This window comes from Nosocomiicoccus ampullae (assembly GCF_001696685.1).
In the GTDB taxonomy this organism is placed as follows: Bacteria; Bacillota; Bacilli; order Staphylococcales; family Salinicoccaceae; genus Nosocomiicoccus; species Nosocomiicoccus ampullae_A.
This window is the reverse complement of sequence record NZ_MBFG01000002.1, coordinates 1-23,895: the sequence shown is the minus strand read 5'-3', so window position 1 is coordinate 23,895 and position 23,895 is coordinate 1. Positions and strand designations below refer to the sequence as shown.

23 protein-coding genes, 2 tRNA genes and 1 rRNA gene are annotated in these 23,895 nt (G+C 36.1%); 23 read left to right on the top strand and 3 right to left on the bottom strand.

Going from position 1 to position 23,895, the window contains the following annotated elements; genetic code table 11:
- Window positions 1-58: 58 nt before the first annotated feature.
- The 5 genes from BBS29_RS01850 (at window position 59) to yidC (ending at window position 5,960) form a co-directional block, all read left to right on the top strand.
- Complete coding sequence (locus BBS29_RS01850; protein WP_068128541.1) at window positions 59-1,654, top strand: M20/M25/M40 family metallo-hydrolase; 1,596 nt, start codon at window positions 59-61, stop codon at window positions 1,652-1,654.
- A 13-nt stretch (window positions 1,655-1,667) separates the two neighbouring features.
- Window positions 1,668-2,456: a bifunctional hydroxymethylpyrimidine kinase/phosphomethylpyrimidine kinase gene (thiD, locus tag BBS29_RS01845; protein WP_068128540.1), complete on the top strand. Its 789-nt coding sequence runs from the start codon at window positions 1,668-1,670 to the stop codon at window positions 2,454-2,456.
- 127 nt (window positions 2,457-2,583) lie between these two features.
- Window positions 2,584-2,913 (top strand): ArsR/SmtB family transcription factor, encoded by a 330-nt coding sequence (locus BBS29_RS01840; protein WP_257009073.1) that lies wholly within the window; start codon window positions 2,584-2,586, stop codon window positions 2,911-2,913.
- Complete coding sequence (locus tag BBS29_RS01835; RefSeq protein ID WP_068128536.1) at window positions 2,910-4,997, top strand: heavy metal translocating P-type ATPase; 2,088 nt, start codon at window positions 2,910-2,912, stop codon at window positions 4,995-4,997. Before BBS29_RS01840 ends, BBS29_RS01835 begins: the two co-directional genes overlap by 4 nt.
- A gap of 96 nt (window positions 4,998-5,093) precedes the next feature.
- On the top strand, window positions 5,094-5,960 hold the full coding sequence (gene yidC / locus BBS29_RS01830) for a membrane protein insertase YidC (protein ID WP_068128534.1): 867 nt from the start codon (window positions 5,094-5,096) through the stop codon (window positions 5,958-5,960).
- Window positions 5,961-5,997: 37 nt separating this feature from the next.
- Here the strand turns inward: yidC and cls are convergent, their stop codons facing one another.
- A complete protein-coding gene (gene cls, locus BBS29_RS01825; protein ID WP_068128532.1) occupies window positions 5,998-7,485 on the bottom strand; it encodes a cardiolipin synthase in 1,488 nt (495 codons plus the stop codon).
- 151 nt (window positions 7,486-7,636) lie between these two features.
- Here cls and BBS29_RS08315 point away from each other — a divergent pair, with 151 nt between their 5' ends.
- Complete coding sequence (locus BBS29_RS08315) at window positions 7,637-7,786, top strand: Lmo0850 family protein (protein WP_168161304.1); 150 nt, start codon at window positions 7,637-7,639, stop codon at window positions 7,784-7,786.
- A 33-nt stretch (window positions 7,787-7,819) separates the two neighbouring features.
- Here BBS29_RS08315 and BBS29_RS01820 read toward each other — a convergent pair whose 3' ends face one another.
- Window positions 7,820-9,022 (bottom strand): FtsW/RodA/SpoVE family cell cycle protein, encoded by a 1,203-nt coding sequence (locus tag BBS29_RS01820; RefSeq protein ID WP_068128530.1) that lies wholly within the window; start codon window positions 9,020-9,022, stop codon window positions 7,820-7,822.
- An 86-nt stretch (window positions 9,023-9,108) separates the two neighbouring features.
- Between BBS29_RS01820 and BBS29_RS01815 the strand changes: the two genes are divergently transcribed.
- From BBS29_RS01815 to BBS29_RS01750, 14 genes are all read left to right on the top strand, one after another.
- Window positions 9,109-10,449 carry a UDP-N-acetylmuramoyl-tripeptide--D-alanyl-D-alanine ligase gene (locus BBS29_RS01815; RefSeq protein ID WP_068128528.1) on the top strand — a complete coding sequence of 447 codons (1,341 nt, stop codon included), beginning with the start codon at window positions 9,109-9,111 and terminating at the stop codon, window positions 10,447-10,449.
- A gap of 85 nt (window positions 10,450-10,534) precedes the next feature.
- Window positions 10,535-12,004 (top strand): DEAD/DEAH box helicase, encoded by a 1,470-nt coding sequence (locus BBS29_RS01810; protein WP_068128526.1) that lies wholly within the window; start codon window positions 10,535-10,537, stop codon window positions 12,002-12,004.
- A gap of 80 nt (window positions 12,005-12,084) precedes the next feature.
- Window positions 12,085-12,552, top strand: coding sequence for a PH domain-containing protein (locus tag BBS29_RS01805; protein WP_068128525.1), 468 nt, complete (start codon window positions 12,085-12,087; stop codon window positions 12,550-12,552).
- Window positions 12,545-14,074, top strand: a complete 1,530-nt coding sequence (locus BBS29_RS01800; RefSeq protein ID WP_068128523.1) for a PH domain-containing protein — start codon at window positions 12,545-12,547, stop codon at window positions 14,072-14,074. The genes BBS29_RS01805 and BBS29_RS01800 overlap by 8 nt, the downstream gene beginning before the upstream one ends.
- On the top strand, window positions 14,058-14,567 hold the full coding sequence (locus tag BBS29_RS01795; RefSeq protein WP_068128521.1) for a PH domain-containing protein: 510 nt from the start codon (window positions 14,058-14,060) through the stop codon (window positions 14,565-14,567). Before BBS29_RS01800 ends, BBS29_RS01795 begins: the two co-directional genes overlap by 17 nt.
- Entirely contained in the window at window positions 14,551-14,904 is a 354-nt protein-coding gene (gene acpS, locus BBS29_RS01790; protein WP_306452471.1) for a holo-ACP synthase, read from the top strand. Before BBS29_RS01795 ends, acpS begins: the two co-directional genes overlap by 17 nt.
- Window positions 14,905-14,917: 13 nt before the next feature.
- The gene (gene alr, locus BBS29_RS01785; RefSeq protein WP_068128517.1) at window positions 14,918-16,060 is read left to right on the top strand and encodes an alanine racemase; all 1,143 of its coding nucleotides are present in this window, start codon (window positions 14,918-14,920) and stop codon (window positions 16,058-16,060) included.
- Window positions 16,061-16,128: 68 nt separating this feature from the next.
- A complete protein-coding gene (locus BBS29_RS08470) occupies window positions 16,129-16,314 on the top strand; it encodes a hypothetical protein (protein ID WP_068128515.1) in 186 nt (61 codons plus the stop codon).
- Complete coding sequence (locus BBS29_RS01775; RefSeq protein ID WP_068128513.1) at window positions 16,315-16,698, top strand: type II toxin-antitoxin system PemK/MazF family toxin; 384 nt, start codon at window positions 16,315-16,317, stop codon at window positions 16,696-16,698. It begins immediately after the preceding gene.
- Window positions 16,699-16,734: 36 nt separating this feature from the next.
- Window positions 16,735-17,748: a SpoIIE family protein phosphatase gene (locus tag BBS29_RS01770; protein WP_083314932.1), complete on the top strand. Its 1,014-nt coding sequence runs from the start codon at window positions 16,735-16,737 to the stop codon at window positions 17,746-17,748.
- 70 nt (window positions 17,749-17,818) lie between these two features.
- Window positions 17,819-18,151, top strand: a complete 333-nt coding sequence (locus BBS29_RS01765) for an STAS domain-containing protein (protein WP_068128511.1) — start codon at window positions 17,819-17,821, stop codon at window positions 18,149-18,151.
- Window positions 18,144-18,611, top strand: coding sequence for an anti-sigma B factor RsbW (gene rsbW, locus BBS29_RS01760; RefSeq protein ID WP_068128509.1), 468 nt, complete (start codon window positions 18,144-18,146; stop codon window positions 18,609-18,611). Before BBS29_RS01765 ends, rsbW begins: the two co-directional genes overlap by 8 nt.
- Complete coding sequence (sigB, locus tag BBS29_RS01755; protein ID WP_040928273.1) at window positions 18,592-19,374, top strand: RNA polymerase sigma factor SigB; 783 nt, start codon at window positions 18,592-18,594, stop codon at window positions 19,372-19,374. Before rsbW ends, sigB begins: the two co-directional genes overlap by 20 nt.
- Before the next feature lie 42 nt (window positions 19,375-19,416).
- A complete protein-coding gene (locus BBS29_RS01750; protein ID WP_068128507.1) occupies window positions 19,417-21,555 on the top strand; it encodes a Tex family protein in 2,139 nt (712 codons plus the stop codon).
- Between the two features lie 44 nt (window positions 21,556-21,599).
- On the opposite strand, the gene BBS29_RS01745 is transcribed toward BBS29_RS01750, so the two are convergent.
- Complete coding sequence (locus tag BBS29_RS01745; RefSeq protein WP_068128505.1) at window positions 21,600-23,135, bottom strand: catalase; 1,536 nt, start codon at window positions 23,133-23,135, stop codon at window positions 21,600-21,602.
- Window positions 23,136-23,370: 235 nt separating this feature from the next.
- On the opposite strand from BBS29_RS01745, the gene BBS29_RS01740 reads away from it, so the two are divergent.
- The 3 genes from BBS29_RS01740 to BBS29_RS01730 form a co-directional block, all read left to right on the top strand.
- Window positions 23,371-23,455: transfer RNA gene (locus tag BBS29_RS01740), tRNA-Leu, on the top strand.
- 156 nt (window positions 23,456-23,611) lie between these two features.
- A tRNA-Gly gene (locus BBS29_RS01735) sits at window positions 23,612-23,685 on the top strand.
- A gap of 134 nt (window positions 23,686-23,819) precedes the next feature.
- Window positions 23,820-23,895, top strand: a 16S ribosomal RNA gene (locus BBS29_RS01730); the annotation flags it as partial.

The following is a 23,895-nucleotide window of genomic DNA, read 5'->3' as shown; positions in this document are numbered from 1 at the left end:
AAAGACGTCAAAAAGTTGTAGTCTTATATATAGAACAAAGTAATGGAGGAATTTAACGATGAACGGTTTATGGCAAACAGAAGATAGCCGTGTAGAGTTATTAAAAACACTCGTTAAACATGATTCAATCACACATTCAACAGGAGAGAAAAGTTTTCCAGACTTAGTAAAGAGTGAATTACTCAAACTCGATTATTTTAATACACATAGTGATCACATATATTTTGCGCATACTGAAGATGACCGACGTGCTGTCCTTGCACATTACGCTGGTAATGAAAATAATGATACAGTCGTTTTAATTAGTCACTTCGACACAGTCGGTATCGATGACTTTGGAGAGTATAAACAACATGCATTTAATATGGATAAAATAACAGATATTTTTAAATCTGATCATACGTACTTAAATGATGATGCCGTATCTGATATTAAAACAGGACACTATTATTTTGGTCGTGGTAGTATGGATATGAAACCAGGTCTTATGCTCCATATGTCTTTAATCGAAAAAGCAACGCTTGAAAACTGGGACGTAAACTTATTACTCGTTACAGTGCCTGATGAAGAAGTAGGATCTAAAGGAATGTTAGCAGCAGTTAAAAAAATCAATGAAATACGAAAAGAAAAAGATTTAAATATCGTACTTCACTTAAATAGTGAACCGACATTCCAACAAGCACCTGGTAACAATACGCACTACGTATATACTGGAACGATTGGAAAGTTAATGCCTGCAGTGTACGTTTACGGTAAAGAAACGCACGTCGGTAACGCGATGAACGGTTTAAGCTCGAATTACATTATGAGCTTCATCAATAAAAATATGGAATACAACAAATCGTTTATAGAGCGCTATGAGGATGAAGAAACACCGTTACCTGTTTCATTGATGATGCGTGATTTAAAGGCGCATTACGACGTTCAGACGCCGTTTAGAACGGTCAGTTTATATAACTTATTTATATTTAAACAAAATGCGAGTGAGATATTTAATACGTTCAACACGATTGTCAAAGAGTCGGTGGATGAGGTAAATGAAGTTATTCAAACGTTTGACGATGGTATTTATAAAGAAGAAAAAGTAAATGTAAACGTCTGTACGTATGAAGAGTTACTTCAACAAGCAATCGATAAATTTGGGGAAGATAAAGTCAGTGAACTACTAGAAAGTATTTCAAACAATCAAGACGATCATTTACAATGTATCGAAGCAATCGACAAAATTATGATGTTACTGCGTCATTTAGGACCAACAGTCGTCACGTTTTTCACTCCGCCTTATTATCCAGCAACTAACAGTTCAGAAGATACACTCGTTCAAAATATCGTCGAAACGATAAAAGAAACGAGTAAACTATTGAATCGTAACGTTGAACAAGTACATTTCTTTAACGGTATTTGTGACTTAAGTTATGTGAAATACGCGACGAGCTATGAAAGTGATAGAGTATTTAGCTTGAACACTCCGACGTTTAATAAGACGTATATGATACCTTTTGAAGATATTAAAGAAATATCAGCACCGGTATTAAACTGCGGTCCAATCGGTAAAGATGCGCATAAAGTTACAGAGAGATTATTAAAGCCGAGTGCGTTTAAAGAGTTACCTGTCGTATTAGAGACAGTGATTAAACAATATTTTGTAAAGTAAAGGAGGAGCTACAATGACATTACCAATTGTGCTCACTGTGTCGAGCTATGATCCAACAGGAGGGTCTGGCGTGAATGCAGATTTAAAGGCGTTTCAAAATTTAGGTGTATACGGAATGTCTGCAATTACAAGTTTAACGGCACAAAACTCGAGTGGTATTAAAGATGTATTAGAAATACCAGATGATTTTTTAGAAGAGCAGCTTAAAAGTATATTTGATGACACAATTCCATTTGCAATGAAATCCGGAATGATCACGAGCATACCGATGATTGAAATGCTCACGAAATACGTCAAACAGTATCATATACCATTCGTCGTCGATCCGTACATTTTTACACGCGAAGGACAGCGTATTATTTCAGAAGAGACGACGAGTGTGTTAAAACAACAATTACTTCATCATGCTGCAGTCGTGACACCGAACATCAACGAAGCAAAATCGTTAACAGGTATTGATATTGAGACTGAAAAAGATATCGAAACAGCAGCGAAAATCTTTTTAAGAGAAATCGGTGTAAAAGCAGTAATTATTAACGATAGTAATATGACTGGTGAAGCGTGTGATTATTTATATACGAAGACGACGTCGTTAAAACTCACTGAAGCAATCGTTCAGACAAAAAATAAGCGTGGAAGTGGCAGTACGTTTTCTGCAGTTATCACGGCAGAGATTGCAAAAGGGAATAGTTTAGAAGACGCGTTTAGAAAAGCGAAGAGATACGTCACTGCTGGTTTAAAAAACAGTCTAGATATCGGTAAAAAGAATGGTCCACTGAATCATTTTATCGATATCGAATAATAAGCATTAGAAATGAGAGTCTCATTTGACTTTCATTTTTTTAATTAAACAATCAACAAAATAATTGAATGTTATGTCAAACTCAGTTATACTATATTCAAATAAATAATTGAATGAGGGATTTGTTGTGATACATAGTGACAAAGTAAATGAAGTTAAAAACGAATTAACTGAGTTACCGATCGATCAGATGGTTTCGTTTTTAAAAGCAATCGCAAATCAAAATCGAACGAAAATCGTTACTGCTTTATGTAGTGAGGAAGAGCTATGTGTATGCGATATCGCATCTATTTTAGATATTACAGTCGCAAATGCATCGAGTCATTTAAAAAAACTACATAAAGAAGGGGTCATTAAAGCGAGAAAGTCAGGGAAGCATGTGTACTATAGTTTAGATGATGACCATGTCCGTACAATTATTGAAACGACAGTTACACATATGGAGGAATTATTATGAGTGAGAAAACATATCGAATACAAAACCTCTCATGTGCGAACTGCGCAAAAACATACGAAGAAAATTTAAATCGTTTAAACAGTGTCGAAGAAGCAAAGGTCGATTTCAACAGTGCGAAGATTTATATCACTGGAGATGCAACAATTGAAGAGTTAGAGCAAGCAGGTGCTTTTGACAACATCAAAGTAAGAGATGTGCAAGATTTAACCGTCACGCACGAGAAATTTTGGAAAAAGAAAGAAAATTATCCGGTATATATATCTGCGCTTTTATTAATTGTCACTGTACTCACCTCATATTTTTCAGGACAAGACAGTCACTTATTTACGATTGGATATTTACTCTCAATCATCATCGGTGGATATTCGTTATTTATCGCAGGTTTTAAAAATTTAGTGCGCTTAAAGTTTGATATGAACACACTAATGACAATCGCAGTCATTGGGGCATCACTCATCGGTGAGTGGTTTGAAGCGGCGACTGTTGTGATTCTATTTGCTGTCAGTGAAGCGCTTGAACGCTATTCAATGGATAAAGCGAGAGCGTCCATTAAACACTTAATGGAACTCGCACCAAGTGAAGCAATTATCGTTAAAGATGGCATAGAAGTTATAAAAAATGTAAAAGATATTCTCATCGGTGACGTCATGCGCGTAAAACCGGGACAAAAGTTTGCGATGGACGGCACAGTAATTAAAGGAAGCTCGACAGTAAATCAGGCATCGATTACTGGTGAAAGTAAATCGGTAGATAAAGTAAATGGTGACGAAGTATTTGCGGGTACGTTGAACGAAGAAGGCGTATTAGAAGTTGAGGTGACGAAGTTAATTGAAGATACGGAGTTATCTAAAGTTATTCATCTCGTTGAAAAAGCACAATCAGAACGTGCGTCTTCAGAAGCACTTGTCGATAGATTTGCAAAATATTATACACCGATTATCATACTCATTTCGTTACTCGTCATGTTCGCTCCACCACTTCTATTCAACACACCATGGCACGATTCGTTATATCAAGGGCTTGCGGTCCTTATTATTGGATGTCCGTGTGCACTTGTAATATCAACACCTGTCGCGATTGTCACAGCGATAGGGAACGCTGCGCGTCACGGCGTGTTAATAAAAGGTGGTATCTATTTAGAAGAAACTGCTCGAATTGATGCGATTGCGTTTGATAAAACCGGAACGTTAACGATTGGTCAGCCCGTCGTTACAGATTTAGTAACGTTTGAAGACAATGCTTTAATAAAAGCTGCAGCGCTTGAGAAAAACTCTCAACATCCAATCGCTGTAGCGATATTAAATGAAGCGGATAAAGAACATTTGGATTATCGTAATCTTGAAATTAATGATTTTCAGTCGATTACAGGTAAAGGCGTAAAAGGAGTCATCGATAACGAGACGTATTATATCGGAAGTCCGAAGTTATTTAAGGAATTAGGATTCGAAATAGATGACACAGTGTCACAACTACAAACTGAAGGTAAAACAGTGATTATTTGTGGAAGTGACAAGATTGAAGTGATTATCGGTGTAGCGGATGATTTAAGAAGTGAATCGATATCAGTATTAGATGATCTTAAGTCACTAAATATTAAAACGATGATGTTAACAGGAGATAATCATAAAACCGCTCAAATCATTGGAGACAAATGTCATATCGATGAAGTGAAGGCAGAACTCATGCCAGCAGATAAACTTAAAATCATAAATGAAGAACAAAAGAGACAAAAAATTATGATGGTAGGAGACGGTGTGAACGATGCACCTGCACTTGCTTCAGCGAATGTTGGAATCGCGATGGGCGCAGGAACAGATACAGCACTTGAAACGGCAGATATCGCATTGATGTCTGATAATTTAAATAAAATTCCTTACATCATTCGTTTAAGCAAAAAGACGTTAACAATTATAAAACAAAATATTACATTTTCATTAGGGATTAAACTAATTGCATTACTACTCGTGATTCCAGGATGGTTAACTTTATGGATTGCGATATTCTCTGATATCGGAGCGACTTTAATCGTTACTCTGAATAGTATGCGATTAATGAAAAAAAGAAGCTTAAATATTTCTGAGTAGATTCAAATATATCGCCTATTTTCCTCATGTTTTATCTGTAAATGTGGTTGTAAGTATGGTACAATCACTCTTGTATATAAAATTAGAGGTGAAATTATGGCTAAAAAATGGCTGTTACCGTTAACGATGGGCCTCGTCTTGTTTTTAGCAGGGTGTGACTACTCGAAGCCTGAAAACAGAGATGGTTTTTTCTTTAATACATTTGTTCAACCAATGGACAACTTACTTCATTGGCTTGGAGATCACTTAAACCATAACTATGGTCTTGCGATTATCGTATTAACGTTAATCGTGCGCTTAATCATCTTCCCATTCATGATGAAAACATATAAAAATCAAATGTTGATGCGTGAGAAGATGAAGATTGTTAAACCAGAAATGGAAGACATTCAGCGCCGTATGAAAGTTGCGACGACGCAAGAAGAAAAAATGGCTGTTCAACAAGAGATGATGGCGTTATATAAGAAACACGATATTAACCCATTAAATGTTGGATGTCTACCAATCTTAATTCAAATGCCAATCGTTATGGCGTTATTCTTCGCTTTAAAATATCCATCAGAAGGTGGTATTACTAAATATCCAGAATTCTTATGGATGGACTTAACAGAGCGCAGTATTATTATGATTGCGATCGCGGTACTCGTATACGCGGTTCAAGCATACGTATCTATGATGTTCTTACCAGAAGAACAACAAAAGCAAATGCGATTATTTATGTTTATTTCGCCACTGATGATTCTGTGGATTTCGGTGATTTCACCATCTGCCTTACCATTATACTGGGCAGTCGGTGGTGCGTTCTTAATCCTTCAAACGATTATCGGTAACTTATATTACCGTAAAAAGGTCGATGAAGAAATGGCGCCGATTTTAGCAGCACACGAAAAAGAACAAGCTGAAAAAGAAAGAAAATCACAAGGTGCAAAAGTATTACCGAATAAAAATAAAAAGAAGAAATAACAAAACTCCGTTTAGCTATAGCTAAACGGAGCTTTTTTTATAGTATCGGTGCAATTAAATTTGCGATTGCTTCTTTAAATTTAATCCACTTACTTCTAGATTGATAGACTTCCGGTGAAAGTATGCGTGAATGTAGCGCATCTTTTTCAAATTGAAGTCTATTTTTTATCGCTTCTTTTTCATCGAATATAAACGCGTTGACTTCGAAGTTTAGTGCGTAACTTCTGTTATCCATATTACATGATCCAATCGATACGACTTCGTCATCGATTATCATTACTTTTTGATGTAGGAAACCACGCTCATAAATGTAGACGTTTGCTCCTATCATCGCAAGCTCTCCAACGTTATGATACGTCCCCCAGTATACGAATGGATGGTCAGGAAATGGTGGGATCATAATGTTAACTTCGACGCCTGACAGGAGTGCGATTTTAATCGCTTCTCTCATCGATTGGTCAGGTATAAAGTACGGTGACTGAATGTATATAGACTTTTTAGCTGAGTAGATCATTTTTAAGTAACCGTATTTAATTTGCTCCCATTCTTCATCTGGACCACTTGCTGCGATTTGCATCGTCGTATCACCAACGACTGGAATTTCTGGGAAGTAACGTGGATGGTGTTTTAAATTGTCACGCGTTGCGTGAGAGTTCCAGTCAAGCATAAAACGTAGTTGTAGAGATTTTACAGCGTTTCCTTGAACTCGAATATGCGTGTCTCTCCAGTAGCCAAATTTTTTACTTAAACCGATATATTCTTCTCCGACATTTGTACCTCCCGTATATGCAATTTTACCGTCTATAACAATGTTTTTACGGTGATTACGGTTATTCATACGAGGGTTTATAAGAGAGAGACGACTTGGGAAGAATGCTTCAACTTTTCCGCCGTAATCACGTAACTCTTTAAAGTTTCTAAGTTTTAAAGTACGTGAGCCCATGTCGTCATATAAAATTTTAACGTCAACCCCTTCTTTTTGCTTTTTAAGTAGGGCGTCGTAAATTCTTTGGCCAAGTGAATCTAATCTAAAAATATAAAATTGAAAGTGAATATGGTCTTTTGCATTTTCTATATCATGTATCATCTGATCAAAAAACTCTGTCGTTTCATAAAATGTCTCTACTTTGTTATTAGACGTTATGAATGACTGATTATTGTTTAATAACATATGGATCAGTTTACGATGTTTTTTAGCTTCTTCTGACGGAAGTGTTAGCTTGTCCATCTTAATATCTTCGAGTTGCTCTGTAACGAGTGATTCAAGACCAATTTTATCTTCTTCGGATATTTTAAAAATTTCTTTATTGTATATCGTACGACCGAATAAGACATATAAAATAAATCCGATAATTGGTATGAAGAAGAGGACAAATAGCCATGCCCAAACACTTTGAGCACTTTTACGCTCCCAAAAGATCATACCAATTGCGAGTACGAAGTTAATGAGTAAGATGATAAATGTAAAAATCGTTGCATAAGAAAGTGATGAGAAAAAATCAGCAACGGATTGAGATATATTCATTAATGTACTGAAATAATACAAATTTAAAAATCCTCTCATAATTTTTTAATGTATTTGTGACAAATATGTAAAAAGTTTTTTGAATAACTATAGTAATATTACCACAGTGTCTGTATAATTATAATTAACTCGATAGGAAGGGAGAGTCATTATGAAACAAAATGACACATCCAAACTAAAAGATGCGGTTCGAGTATTGAAAGAACTTGGCATCAAAGTATCTGTTGCCCCTTCAAGATTAGAAATTATGAATCGTATTTCGAAAGTAGAACAGTTAAGATTAAACGAGAATAATATTTAAAAACGCAAACAGCTCACTGAGCTGCTTGCGTTTTTATTTGTTAAATCGAGCTTCTTTTTTACCAGATAATTCATAAAAATAAATACTAAGTACAATACCAATTCCGACCATGTTTGCCCATAAACCACTACCACCGTAACTTAAAAATGGTAACGGTAATCCAGTGATCGGTACGAGTTGAATCGTCATTCCGATATTTTGGAATATATGGAAAAACAGTAACGATAAAAATCCGATTATAAAGTATCCACCGAAACTGTCGTGTGTTAACAGTGAAATTCTAAACAGTCGTAGTAATAATGAGAGTAATACGATGACTACAAAAGTCGTTCCAATAAAACCGAACTCTTCACCGACGATTGTAAATATAAAGTCCGTGTGGTTTTCAGGAATATAAATTATACCGTCCTTATAGCCACGACCTGTAATTCCACCTGATCCGATTGAAATGAGTGAGTTCATCAGTTGGAAACCACTGTCAGAAATGTATTTTTCTGGTTGTAGCCAAGAGTAAATTCTATCGAATTGATACGCGTGTACTCCGAGTTTATCGATTAAATCTGGTCGATATAAAATACCGAGTATCAGTGACACACCGACTGTCGTAACGACAAATACGACGGGTAAAATAAGCCACCAACTAATCCCAGATATGAGGACCATTCCAAAGAATATCGCAACCATGACGAGTGTCGTTCCTAAGTCGTTTTGTAATAGTACTAACAACATTGGTAATGCGGAAACAACTGCCATTTTACCGAGTAATTTAACGTCTAATGATAAGTCGTCTTCAATCTTATATTTGTTATGTTGGCTGATGACGTATGCAAGTGCCATAATATATATGATTTTCATAAATTCAGAAGGCTGAACACTAAAAAAACCGAACTGATACCAACTTTTTGCACCGTTAATAATTGGAGTAATACTTTCAAATGGAGAAAAGTGTAGAAACACTAAACTCAAAATACCAAAAGCATATATGCCCCATATATAATCTTTATAAAAATGGAACGGAATGAGCATTAAAATAAATGCAATTAAAAATCCAAATAAGTAAAATAATAGTTGTCGTTGAGCGAAATTTGTTGAATACTGTTCGCTCGTCATCGCACTGCTAATAATGAGTATGCTGATCGCTGCGAGCATAATAAGTATAAAAATAAGTGTCCAATCAATACGAGCTAATATATTTAAATTTTGACGGGAATACTTTTTTTGATTCAATAGCTTCACCTAAATCTGTGGTAATCTAATATGTAGGACTTATGTCCATCTAATAATTATAACAGTATTTTATTAAAATTATAGGAATGAATATCATGATATCATTAACAATTAAAAAAATCTCCGAACTATGCGGAGGCAAGCTAAACGATCAAGCAAAAGAAATTGAAAATACAAAGATTCACGGAGTTTCAATCGATACGAGAACGATTGAAACAAATAATATGTTTGCACCGTTTGTCGGTGAAAATGTCGATGGACATGATTTTATATTGAATGCGATTGAATCAGGGGCATGTGTTTCCTTATCAGAAAAAGAAGATGTTGATGCACCGCTAATTATAGTAAAGGACGTTCAAAAAGCACTTGGTGACATCGCAAGAGGATATTTAAATACGTTAAATACAAAAGTCGTTGCGATTACAGGGTCTAACGGTAAGACGACGACAAAAGATATGGTCGAATGTGTATTAGCACCTCATTTTAACGTTAAAAAAACAATTGGAAACTACAACAATGAAATTGGAATGCCACTGACGATTTTTAATACGAAAGACGATACGGATATTTTGATATTAGAAATGGGAATGGATAATCTTGGTGACATCCATTATCTATCATCCATTGCTCGTCCTGACATTGCGATTTTAACGAACGTTGGAGAATCTCACATAGAAAAGTTAGGGTCTAAAGAAAACATCGCAAAAGGGAAGTATGAAATTGTCGATGATTTAAAAGAGGACGGGTTATTTATCTATTCCAATGACTATGTCGAACTCGAAAATCTTGTTAAAAAAGATACACCTTATGAACAGGTTACAGTCGGTTTAACTGATAAAAATGACCTCGTTGTGACAAACGTTAAAGAAGATAAAAACGGTGTAAGTTTTACACTAAATGGATTTGACTATTCAATTCCGTCACTTGGTAAGCATAACGCCGTTAACGCGAGCTTTGCGATCGCTCTTAGCAAGCATTTTAATATTAGTGAATCGGATGTAAAGAAAAGTTTAGAACAGTTAACGATCACAAATATGCGTATGGAGCAACATATCGATGAGACTGGCGCTTTAATTATTAATGATGCGTATAACGCAAGCCCTTCATCGATGAAAAGTGCAATTGATACAGTACGTCATTTAGATTATAAAAACAAAGTGCTCGTTTTAGGAGATATATTAGAGCTCGGTAGATACAGCGCTCAACTTCATGAATCGGTTGGAGCATATATAAATGAGGATAACAACTTTACACATATCTTCACTTATGGTGAACATGCGAAAACGATTCATGATACGATTCAAAAAGAAAATACACAACATTTCGAGTCGATAGAACAGTTAAAGAATAGTTTAAATTCGTTAAAAGATGAAAATACGGTCATACTATTAAAAGCATCTCGTGGTATGAAACTCGAAAGACTGAACAGTGAATAGTTGTTGTACAATGATCGTGAAAATGATAGCATTAAGTAGTTATGCATTATGAGATAATAGTTAAGAGTCAAAGGAGACTATACATTTGAAATTTTTTGAAGCACTAGGTGTAAGTGATGAAACAATACTTGCACTTGAAGAAATGGGGTTTGAAACTCCAACTCCGATTCAAGAGGAGAGTATTCCTTTCGCATTAGAAGGTAGAGACATATTAGGACAAGCACAAACAGGTACAGGAAAAACAGGAGCGTTTGGTATTCCACTCGTTGAAACAATCCAGCGTGGACAAGGAACGCAAGCGTTAATTTTAGCGCCGACAAGAGAACTTGCGATGCAAGTGAGCGAGCAACTTAAACATTTTTCTAAATATAAAAAGTTAAAAGTATCTGTTATTTTCGGAGGCGTATCAATCGAACGCCAAATTTCAGAGTTAAAAAGACACCCTGAAATTATCGTCGGGACTCCAGGACGAGTCATCGACCATATTAAACGTCGTACGTTAAAACTAAAACACATCACTAAATTCGTATTAGACGAAGCGGATGAAATGATGAACATGGGCTTTATCGACGATGTTAAGTTTATAATGGACCGTCTGCCTGAGGGGAATCGTCAAACGTTACTATTCAGTGCAACGATGCCAAAAGCAATTCAAGAACTCGTCACACGTTTCATGGATGAACCGAAAATCGTAAAAACGATGAACCAAAATCAATCAGATCCACAAATTGAAGAGTATTATACGATTGTGAAAGAGTTAGAAAAACTAGACGTATTCGTCGATTTTTTAGACGTTCATCGCCCGAAACTTGCGATCGTATTCGGTCGTACGAAACGTCGTGTAGACGAACTGACGAGTGCATTAATTGCTAAAGGATATTTAGCAGAAGGACTTCACGGAGATATTACTCAGTCAAAACGACTCGAAGTATTAAAGAAGTTTAAAAATGACGCACTACAAATTTTAGTTGCAACAGACGTTGCAGCACGTGGGCTCGACATTACAGGTGTTACACACGTGTATAACTTTGATATTCCTCAAGACGCTGAAAGTTACACGCACCGTATCGGCCGTACAGGACGTGCTGGCGAAAGTGGTGTCGCGTTAACATTTGTTAACCCAATAGAAATGGGTTACTTACGTCTAATTGAGGAGACGAAAGGTAAACCGATTCGTCCGCTACGTCCACCATTTAAAGAAGAAGTAAAAGCGGCGCAAGCAGAAGTCATGATCGATAAAGTAAGAAAATACGAAGGAAAAGAAATCGACGAAGAAGTATACGAATTATCGAGAAAATTAGTCGAAACGTTCGATCCTTTAGATATTATTACTGCTTTTGTGAGCGAATATGTTAACGAAAAAGAAGACGATGCGATTCAATTATCATTTGAAAAGCCTCTACCAAGACGTGCAACAGCAAAACAGTCTGGTGGAAAACGTCGAGACTATAATCGCGGTAAAAAAGGTGATAGAAACAACCGTCGTAAACCTCAAAAACGCGACAACCGTGACAGATCGAATCATAAGAAGACATTTAAACAATTTATGAAGTAATTTAGAGCGCCGTCTGGCGCTTTTTTTAATTTATAATAAAAAATAACTCATGTATAATAGGTTAAAAAAGGAGTGTGCTCATGGAATCTGTCGATAAAAATCTACGTCCGTATATGCAACTTAGAGCAGTGCTCGATGGATTAGTTATCTTTTTACTTCCGACGATATATATCTTCGTGTCTTATATATTAGATTTTTATTTTAAATTATCAGTGATTATCTATGCCGTATTAATTGTACTCTATATCGTATTTCGTGTTTTATTACGTCCGATTTTATATACGAGAATTACAAAAATCGGTGTATATGACGATTATTTAATCGTTAAAAAAGGTTTTTTCTTTATAGAAACGGCATTGTATCCGATTGAACGTGTACAAATCGTTGAATTAGAAAAAGGATTTATTGCAAGACGATTTAATCTCGCGAAAATAGAATTAACAAACGCTGCATATACCGTTCGTTTACCAGAAATTGAAACGGTTCGGGCCGAGCAACTAAAAGATACGATTATCACGCGTTTAAAAGAGGTGGATAGTGATGTCTAACGTTCATAAATTACATCCTGTATCTTATCTTTTAACTATAATCGATGTATTTAAAAGATATTGGTACGTATTCGTACTTACTATATACAACCTCGGAACGAGTAAATTACAAGAAGGTGCACTAACAGATAACGCTTTTGGAATCATCTTAATGATCATCAGTATATTTTTAATTAGTACCGGTATCATTGAAAAGTGGACAGTACGTTACTGGTTTGAAGCAGACAAGATCATTTATAAATCTGGGCTGTTCGTTAAGAATGAACGTGAGTTAAGTATCGATCGTATTCAAAGTATCGATATTACTCAACCAATACTCGCCCGACTATTTAACGTTGCAGTTGTAAACATTAAAAGTCCAGCTGAAAGTATTTCCCTATCTGGTGTGAAATACGATATGGCAGAGTCGATTCGAACGTATGTGTATCAGAAAAAAGAAGACGAACACTCTTCTCAAGTACATGAAGAAACTGAAAATGAATCATATGAAACAAATAAGAGCGCTGATTTTAAATTAAATGAAGCAGAAGTCGTCTACGAAATTTCGCCAAAAGAAATGCTATTACTTATCGCAACGAGTGGAGGACTAGGAATGTTTTTAACAGCTGTCGCTGGGGGACTCGGGTACTTCGGATTTGATACGATTATTGTAAATGCGATTGAATCTCTCCAAGGACACGCAAGTACGTTATTTGTTCCGATTCTGATTGCGATAGGAATTGTCATTTTATTTATTGGAATAATTATCGGTGGCATCATCATATTTGTCAGATATTACGGTTACCAAATTAAAAAGCATAACGATGACTTTATTATTCAGTACGGTTTACTCGAAAGAAAAACAATTACGATTAATAAGAAACGCATTCAAAATATTTCTGTAAGAGAAGACGGATTATTTGAGCGTCTGTTTAAAATTCATGCGTTATATGTCGGAATTACGAGCAATGACTTTTCTGATGAAGACGTTGGAGACGTTGTGCTGACACCTGTTATGAGACAAAGAGAGAGTTATAAGTTTTTAAATGAACATTTTAGTGAGTATAATATCGAACGACCTGAACCGAGTGTTCCAATTAGGGCATATAGGAGATATTTCCAAGTGTCGCTCTTGGTCCCTTTTATGGTCATTTCAATCACGAGTGGTATTCTTTATTACTATGATCAAATGATTGCATTATATATCGCACTTCTAGTCGGTGTATTTATAATGATTTTAACTATTATTAGTGGCATATATTCAGCTAAAAATAGCGGTGTTCGTATTGAAAATGGAGATTTAAATATGTTAACGACATCTTCATTTAAACGCAGTCATTATATTTTTAAACGCAGTAAAATTATCGACTGCGCGATTCGCCAAACGATATTTACAGAGCATGCAAACCTCGGAACTATTGAAGTGAAAACAGCGTCTGGTCTTATACCTACAACGGTTGACGTAAAACATTTAGAGTATAAAGAAGCAAATGAAATATTCGACTATGTAAGAAAGGGAGTTCAGAATGGAGAAAGTATCTAGAAAAGCGATTAACTACTGGAGAATTCAAGCTGTATTCGGACTTCTAGTCGCGCTCGTCGTTATTATAATTTGTGGTGTTCTAGCATATTTCTTTGACTTTCTACACATTCCAGCGATGATTGTCGGAGGAATTGCAGGACTTTTTCTTTTATATGAACTGATCTATAGAATGTGGGTTCACCCAAGTTTATTTTATAAGTATTTTGAATTTAAATTTACAGATGAAGTACTCATCGTTAACGATGGTATATTTAACCGTAAGCACACGGTAATTCCACTTTTTAGAATCCAAAATGTAGACGTGACAGAAGGTCCAATCATGAGTAAATTCGGCTTAAAAGGAATTAGTATATCGACAGCGGGTGGTGGCACGTATATCCCTGAATTAGAAAAGGATCGTGCCGATGAAATTCGTACGATGATTCGAAGTATCGTAAAAGATAACCGAAAAAGAGAAATAGCAATTCTTAAAGAGGATGAAGTACATGATTAATGGTCTCGGCACAGATATTATCGAAATTGAACGTATTCAATCAGTTAATAAAGACGACCGTTTGGCACGTCGTATTTTAAGTGATGAAGAACTCGCAAAGTATATGTCAATTAAAAATACCGAGAGAAAGCTTGAGTATTTAGCCGGGCGCTTTGCAGGGAAAGAAGCATACGCAAAGGCACTTGGAACAGGAATTGGCGCTTTAAACTTTAAACATATTGAGATTTTAAACGACGATGACGGAAAACCGTATATAGTAAATACAAATTCACTGATTTCAATATCCCACTCTAAACAATACGCGACAGCGACTGTCATTATAATGAGTGATAATTAAGGAGAGTATAATTATGGAAGATAGATTTTATCGAGATGCATACGTTGAAGTCGATTTAGACCGAATATACCGTAACTATTTAGAAGTTCAGCGACTACACGAAGATAAGACATTTATTGCTGTTGTGAAATCTAATGCATACGGACATGGCGCCGTAAGAGTAAGTCAATTTTTAGAAGAAAATGGGGTAGACTTTTTTGCGGTTGGAACACTCGATGAAGCGATTGAACTAAGAATGCACGGTATAAAATCTAAAATACTCATTCTTGGAATCATCAATCCAGAACATATAAATAAAGCAATCCAGCATCGCATCGCACTCACAGCTCCAAATTTAAAGTGGCTTGAAGCGGCATTAAAACATAATACCGGTGAATATGACAAAAACGTATGGATTCATATTAAAGTGAATAGCCATATGAATCGCTACGGTACAGATGATGTTGAAGAAATTAAAGAGATGATTGAAAAAATAGAAGCTTCAGATCACTTCGTATACGAAGGTATTTTTTCTCATCTTGCACTTGCTGCATCGACGTCTTACGGTGCACAAAAGGAAATTGACAAATTTAAAACAATTGTAGAATCAGTAAAACGCCCACAATTTGTACACGTATTAAATTCAGCGGGTTCGTTACTGTTTGATGGTGATTTTACGAATGCAGTTCGAATAGGAATTTCACTATATGGCTATTACCCAAGTTTAATGGTCAAAGAGAAATCACAAGTTCCACTTAACCCTGCGTTACGACTGATCACACACGTTGTCGATACGCATGAATTAAAGAAAAACGACTTTGTCGGTTACGATGAGACATTTATCGTCGATAGCGATACGAAAATCGCGACGATACCGATCGGATACGGCGACGGCTTATTAAGAAAACATACAGGATATACTGTAAAAGTGAACGACAAACACTATCCATTTGTCGGCCGTATTTGTATGGATGCTGCGATGATTGAAGTAGATGCTAAAGTTGGAGATGAAGTCATCATTATTGATAACCATTACGATAGTCCACAATCACTTGAGCGCTTTAGTGCACACGTCGGCACAATACCGTATGAATCGACAAACTTATTCTCAAGACGACTGCCACGTGTTTACAAACAGTCTGAACAATACGATGTTTCTAACGAAATCTTAAAATAATTCAGAGAATGTTACTTATTATGTTAAAATATAAGTAATGTTATGGATAATAAAGGGAGAGGATTATTGTGAGTTCATATATGTTAGACAAATCAATAGAACAGTCTATGAAAGACGGATATTTAGAGATGTCTGAACTTAACTTAATAATCGCTAGAGAAGGTTTTCATCTTGAATGTGAGGTAGAACGTATCTACTCCCAAAAACTTCAAAATGAACAAAATAAAAACAATAACAAAAAAGATGGTGAGTAGATGAAACGTGGAGAAGTATACCTAGCTGATCTTTCTCCAGTTCAAGGCTCTGAACAGGGCGGTAAACGCCCTGTTGTTATTATTCAAAATGATACGGGGAACAAGTTTTCACCGACGTTAATCGTCGCTGCGATTACTGGAAAAATTGATAAAGCAAAAATACCGACACACGTCGAAGTGAACGCTGAAAAGTATAAGTTTAAGACTAACTCGGTAATACTGCTAGAGCAAATTCGAACGATAGATAAGACTAGGTTACAAGAAAAACTTACATATTTAGATGATGAGAAAATGAAAGAAGTGGACAAGGCGATTCAAATCAGCCTTGGACTAGACGATGATTCAAACAAAAAGCAAAAGAAGAAACATCGTAAATCGAAGTAAGCATTACATACATATTAATGAATAGGAGGAACACGATTGACCTACATTGATAAACTTGCAAAAGAATACGAAACGATACTACAACTATTCATTTATGAGAATGCAGTGGATGAAGCAATCGCACGATGCCAAACGTTCAGTCAAAATGTTATTGAAATAGACACTTCTCCTGAAGAAATTGTATCTTTACATATTCAAATGCTCAATCATTTACATATTAACGACGGTGAAGAAATAAAAAAGTCGTTAGAAATTCTTGAGGAAGTCATGATATCATTCGGATTTACGTACCGTGATTATCGAGCGATGCTCGATCAAATTAATCATCATGACCAAGAATTAGAAGTCGCTGCAAGTGTTCAGCGTACGATGTTAAAGTCAGAAATTCCAATTATCGATAACTCACAACTCGGTGCAATTAGTGTTGCTGCAGGAAAAGTAAACGGAGACTACTTTAACATATTAAAACAATATGACGATAAAGTAGGTATCGCAGTTGCAGACGTCATCGGTTCAGGTATCCCTGCATCTATTGCGATGGCGATGTTAAAGTTCTCTTTAGAACTCTCACATTTAACGTATAGCCCTCACCGTGTGTTAGAGAAAATCAATGACTTAGTAGAAAAAAACATCAATAAAAATATGTTTATTACGATGTTTTATGCCGTTTATGATTATAAAAACTTTGAACTTACATACGCTAGTGCTGGTCACGAGCCCGCATTAGTATATCGATATGAAGACGACATTTTTGAAACTCTCGATACGAGAGATCTTGTCCTCGGTGTGATGCAAGGCGTTTCCTATAAAGAAAGTACAGTTTCACTTAATGATAAAGATATTATTTTCATTTACACTGATGGGGTCTCAGAATTAAGAAAGCACGACGGTACTTTTATAGATATGGAAGACGTTAAAAATATGATTCGCGATAATCGCGACGAACATCCGCAAGATATCGTCCGAAATCTATATCAGCAACTCACTCGTATGCAAGATCAGACTCGAAAAGATGATTTAACGTGTATTTTAATTAAGACGCTACATTAACGTTTATTAAAAAATCAATACGGGTATTGTATTACTATATATTTGTCTGAAATGGAGTAGGATTACTGTTATGAATATTAAGATTGAAGTCAAAGAGGCACAAGAAGTATTTTATGTGAAAGTTGGAGGAGAACTCGACATTTATACAGTGCCGGAATTAAAGAAAGTATTTAACCCGATCGTCTCAGAAGGCACTCATAACTTACACGTCGATTTAAGTGACCTTACATATATGGATTCAACAGGACTTGGTCTTTTTGTTGGGACACTCAAAGATTTAAATCAGTATAATAATGAGTTAAGAATTTCAGGTGCAAACGATCGTGTTATGAAACTATTTGAAATAACAGGACTAAGCGACTTGATTCAAATCACGCAATCGGGAGCGAATGTAGATGAGTAAAAATTATGAATATATAGAAATGAAAATACCTGCAAAACCAAAATACGTAGGGCTCGTTCGCCTAACGTTATCTGGTATTTTAAATAGTGCTGGCGCGACATACGAAGAAATTGAAGATACGAAGATTGCTGTTAGCGAAGCGGTAACGAACGCAGTGAAGCATGCATATTCTGATAGCGATAATGAAATTACTATCGGATTTGCGGTATCAGAGGATCGTGTTGAAATTATCGTTCAAGATTCTGGGAAAAGTTTTGACTATGAAACGGTAAAAAAAGAACTTGGACCGTACGAAGAGTCTGATTCTGTAAGCTTTTTAAGAGAAGGAGGACTTGGGCTTTTCCTAATTGAGACACTAATGGATGATGTGAACGTTAGACGTACACAAGGTGTGACAATTAGTATGGTGAAGTACATTGGTGAAGGTCAGGTGCAAAAAGATGGAGCAATCACAAACTAGAAAAGAACTTTCACGTGATGAAATTAATCGCTTAATTACTGAATATCAAGAAACTGGAAGCGATGAAGCACAAACGCGTTTAGTTTATCACTATGAAAAACTCATCGAGTCACTCGCATATCGATATTCAAAAGGGCAATCACATCACGAAGACCTTGTACAAGTCGGTATGATTGGATTGCTCGGTGCAATTAAACGATTCGATTTATCTTTTGAGCGTAAATTTGAAGCATTTCTAGTACCGACAGTTCTCGGTGAAATCAAACGTTATTTAAGAGATAAAACGTGGAGTGTTCATGTCCCGAGGCGTATTAAAGAGCTTGGTCCAAAAATCAAACGTTCTACAGATGAGTTAACGAATGAGCTAGAGCGATCACCATCTGTTAAAGAAATCGCAGAATATATCGGTGCAACAGAAGAAGAAGTACTCGAAGCGATGGAGATGGGACAAAGCTACAATGCGTTAAGTGTGGATCACTCGATTGACGCAGATAACGAAGGTTCATCTGTGACGTTACTCGACGTAATGGGTGAGGAAGATGATAATTATGCTCAAACCGAGGAACGTTTACTTATAGAAAAGTTATTACCGATTTTATCTGAAAGAGAACAACAGATTATACGATATACATTTTTAGAATCTTTAAGTCAAAAAGAGACTGGAGAAAAAATCGGTTTAAGCCAAATGCATGTATCAAGATTACAACGTGCAGCACTTAAAAAGTTGAGAGATTCTGTTAAAAATACAGATATAGATATTTAAGCCTAATCATAATGATTAGGTTTTATTGTTTAGGAGGACATTATGAACGAAACATTAGTTAAAGAGTTATCGAGTAAATTAAAAATTAAATCAGAGTATGTATTAAACGTACTCAATATGTTAGAAGAAAATGCGACGGTGCCTTTTATCGCACGTTATAGAAAAGAACAAACGGGCGGACTTGATGAAGTTTCAATTAAGCAAATTTCTGATGAGTATAACTATCTAGAAGAATTAGAAAAAAGAAAAGAAGATGTCATTCGCTTAATCGACGAACAAGGGCTACTTACTGAAGATTTAAAAAATCAAATATTACGTCAAACATCTCAAGCACGTGTTGAAGATTTATATCGTCCGTTTAGACAGAAGAAGAAAACACGCGCAACAGAAGCAAAGCGTAAAGGATTAGAGCCGCTCGCTGAAATGATTTATAAACAAGATGTTGACGCTAAAGATATTTATAAAGAGGCAGAACAATATATTAACGAAGAAATCAAAACTATAGAAGACGCAGTTGCAGGTGCAAAAGATATAATTGCAGAAATAATTTCGGATAACCCACAACACCGTATGTACATATTAAGCGTCATTCAAAATCACTCAGAAATTACATCGACTGAGAAAAAGGAACACGATGACAAAACGCAAATTTTTGAAATGTATTATGACTATAGTGAACGCGTAAAAACAATACCATCGCACCGTATACTTGCAATGAATCGTGGAGAGAAAGAAGATGTGTTACGCATCGGTTTCCAACATGATGACGATAAAATTACGAGTTATTTATACCGTCAAGAATTAAAAGAAAAAAGTAAAACAAAGCAATTGATAGAAGAAACAATCGACGATAGTTTAAAACGTTTAATTTTACCAAGTTTAGAACGTGAAATACGTAATGAGTTAACGAAAAAAGGGGAAACGCATGCGGTAAATATTTTCGAAGAAAACCTAAAGAGTTTACTTCTACAACCACCACTTAAAAATCATACGATTTTAGGTGTCGACCCAGCGTTTCGAACAGGGTGTAAGCTCGCAGTTATCGATTCAAACGGTAAGTTTTTAGAGAAGAATGTTATTTATCCTCACAGCTCTAAAAACACGGATAAAAGCGAAGCGATTTTTAAAGAGATTATTGAAGAAAATAAAGTCACATTAATTGCGATTGGTAACGGAACAGCATCGAGAGAGACTGAAGAATTCGTTGCAAACTTTTTAAAGAAATATAAAATAGAAGTGCCGTTTATTATCGTAAATGAAGCGGGTGCTTCTGTGTATTCAGCGTCGGACGTAGCACGTGAAGAATTCCCAGATTTTGAAGTTGAAGAGAGAAGTGCGGTATCGATTGCCCGTCGTATTCAAGATCCACTTGCTGAACTCGTAAAAATTGACCCGAAATCATTAGGAATCGGACAGTATCAACACGATATTAACCAAAAATTCTTAAATGAGTCATTAGATTTTGTTGTTGAAACAGCAGTAAACCAAGTGGGTGTAGATGTAAACACTGCGTCTTACAAATTACTAGAACACGTTTCAGGATTAAATAAAACAATTTCAAAAAACATTGTAGAGTATAGAGAGACTCAAGGGATTACAAAACGATCAGACCTTAAAAAAGTAAAAAGACTAGGACCGAAAACATTTGAGCAAGCTGTCGGATTTTTAAGAATTGTCGGTGGAGAAGAACCACTCGACCAAACGCCAATTCACCCGGAGCAATATAAAAACACATATGCATTACTAAAATCAGTTGGTGCATCGATAGATGAGCTCGGTGAAGAGAGTATTAAGGAAAAGTTAAATACACTCGATAAACGTAAATATAGTGAAGAAAATGATATCGGACTTCCGACATTAAACGATATTATCGATAGTTTAATTGCGCCTTTAAGAGACATCCGAGATAAGTACGATACACCGATTTTAAAAAGTGACGTGTTAGAACTTTCGGATTTAAAAGAAGGTATGAAGCTATCTGGAACAGTAAGAAATGTTACAGACTTCGGAGCATTCGTTGACATCGGAGTCGGCCAAGATGGACTTGTCCATATTTCACAACTAGCTAATCGATATGTAAAACATCCGCTCGACGTTGTAAGTAGTGGAGATATTGTTGAAGTCTCTGTTTTATCAGTAGACGAAAAGAAAAATAGAATATCATTAACGATGAAAAAGTAATTAAAAAAGAGTGAAGCATTTGCTTCACTCTTTAGTTATTTATATTAGTCTTTTTTTACTTGTACTGGTTTACCTTCGAATGGGTGATCTCCATTTACTAGGTCAACATCGTTGATGTCGATGCCGAGTGCCTCTGCGACACCTTTACCGTACTCTTCGTCTGCTTGGTAACAGTTGAAGATGTGACGTTTTTTAATGTGCTCTTCAACGCCTGCCATTTCAATTGCAGTGTTTTTGAAGATCGTTTGTTTACCTTCTTCAGATTGAAGACGGAATAATTTACCTGGTTGCTCGTAGTAGTTATCGTCGTCTTCACGGAAGTCGTACTCATATACTTGACCGAGCTCTAAGTTTAATTCAGGTTGTTTTGCATCTTTTTGTGAATTGTGTGCACCGTAACTATTTGGATAATAGTTGATATGTGAACCTAAGTTGCCGTCAACTCTCATCGCACCGTCACGGCTGAATGGACATACGTTTGTCGCACCTTTTGGTGAGTTTACTGGAATTTGGTGGTGGTTTACACCTAAGCGGTAACGCTGAGTATCTCCATATGAGAATAAACGACCTTGTAACATTTTGTCTGGTGAGAATCCAAGACCAGGAACGATGTTAGTTGGTGCAAACGCTGCTTGTTCTACTTCTGCGAAGTAGTTCTCAGGGTTTTTATTTAACTCAAACTCACCAACTTCGATTAATGGGAATTCACCTTTATACCATACTTTTGTTAAATCGAACGGGTTGTGGTAATGATTTCTTGCTTCTTCTTCAGTCATTACTTGGATGAACATTTTCCATTTAGGGAAGTCTCCATCTTCAATCGCGTTGTATAGGTCACGTTGTGAAGATTCACGGTCTTTACCGACAACATCTACTGCTTCTTCAGCAGTGTAGTTACGAATACCTTGTTGTGTTCTAAAGTGGAATTTCACCCATACACGTTCGTTATCTTCGTTAATCATCGCGTAAGTGTGTGAACCGAATCCATGCATATGACGGAAGTCTGACGGGATACCACGGTCAGTCATAAGAATTGTTACTTGGTGTAACGCTTCAGGTAATGACGTCCAGAAATCCCACTGAGAATTCGGGTTATTCACGTTTGTACGTGGATCACGTTTAACAACGTGGTTTAAGCTTGGGAATAACTTAGGATCACGGAAGAAGAATACAGGTGTGTTGTTACCAACTAAGTCCCAGTTACCTTCTTCAGTGTAGAACTTAAGTGCAAATCCACGAATATCACGTTCAGCGTCAGCTGCACCGCGTTCACCAGCTACAGTTGAGAAACGAGCGAACATTTCTGTTTTCTTACCAACTTCTGAGAAAATCTTAGCTTTCGTATATTTAGTAATATCATTTGTTACTGTGAATGTACCGTAAGCACCAGATCCTTTAGCGTGCATACGACGCTCTGGAATTACTTCGCGGTCGAAGTGTGCCATCATATCTAAGAAATAAGGATCTTGCATAACGATTGGACCACGTGGGCCAACAGTCATTGTGTTCTCACGGTCACCTACAGGGTTACCGAATAGAGTCGTTAACTTTTGTTCTTCAGGGTTATAGTGTTTTGACATAATAAACCTCCAAAATTAAATTAGAATAATTCTAAATAAAGTATAGCACATTAAATTTTGACTTGCAAATTCGACAGAATAATAATTCCCTCATTATATAGAAGTAAAACATACATTATTTAAAAGAAGATATTTAGTATGGATGTTGATAAAAATAAAAAGTATTGAGAAATCTAAATAATCGTATTGACAGAGAAATGTAAAGAGAATATAATAGATATCGTTATCTTAATAAGCGGTTGTGGCGGAATCGGCAGACGCGCTAGGTTGAGGGCCTAGTGGGAGTTTATCCCGTGGAGGTTCAAGTCCTCTCAGCCGCATATACATTTTTGTTTGCATTAAGTTAAACGATTGTGTATAATAATTAAGCGTCAACTTAACAACTAGTTGCGCAGATAAAATAAAATAAAAAACTTTAACTTTTCTATTGACTTAGTTTTTCAACTCTGTATAATAGTAAGAGTTGAAACGAAAACGCGGGTGTAGTTTAGTGGTAAAACCTCAGACTTCCAATCTGATGTCGGGAGTTCGATTCTCCTCACCCGCTCCATTACATTTTGAACATTGAAAACTGAATGACAATATGTCAACGTTAATTCCGATAAAAGAAGTTACTATATAAAGGTAACGAAACTAGAGCGACTAGTATAAAACGCAATTTAAAAGAGCTAGAAAACTCTAACTATTATGGAGAGTTTGATCCTGGCTCAGGATGAACGCTGGCGGCGTGCCTAATACATGCAAGTCGAGCGCGACTTCT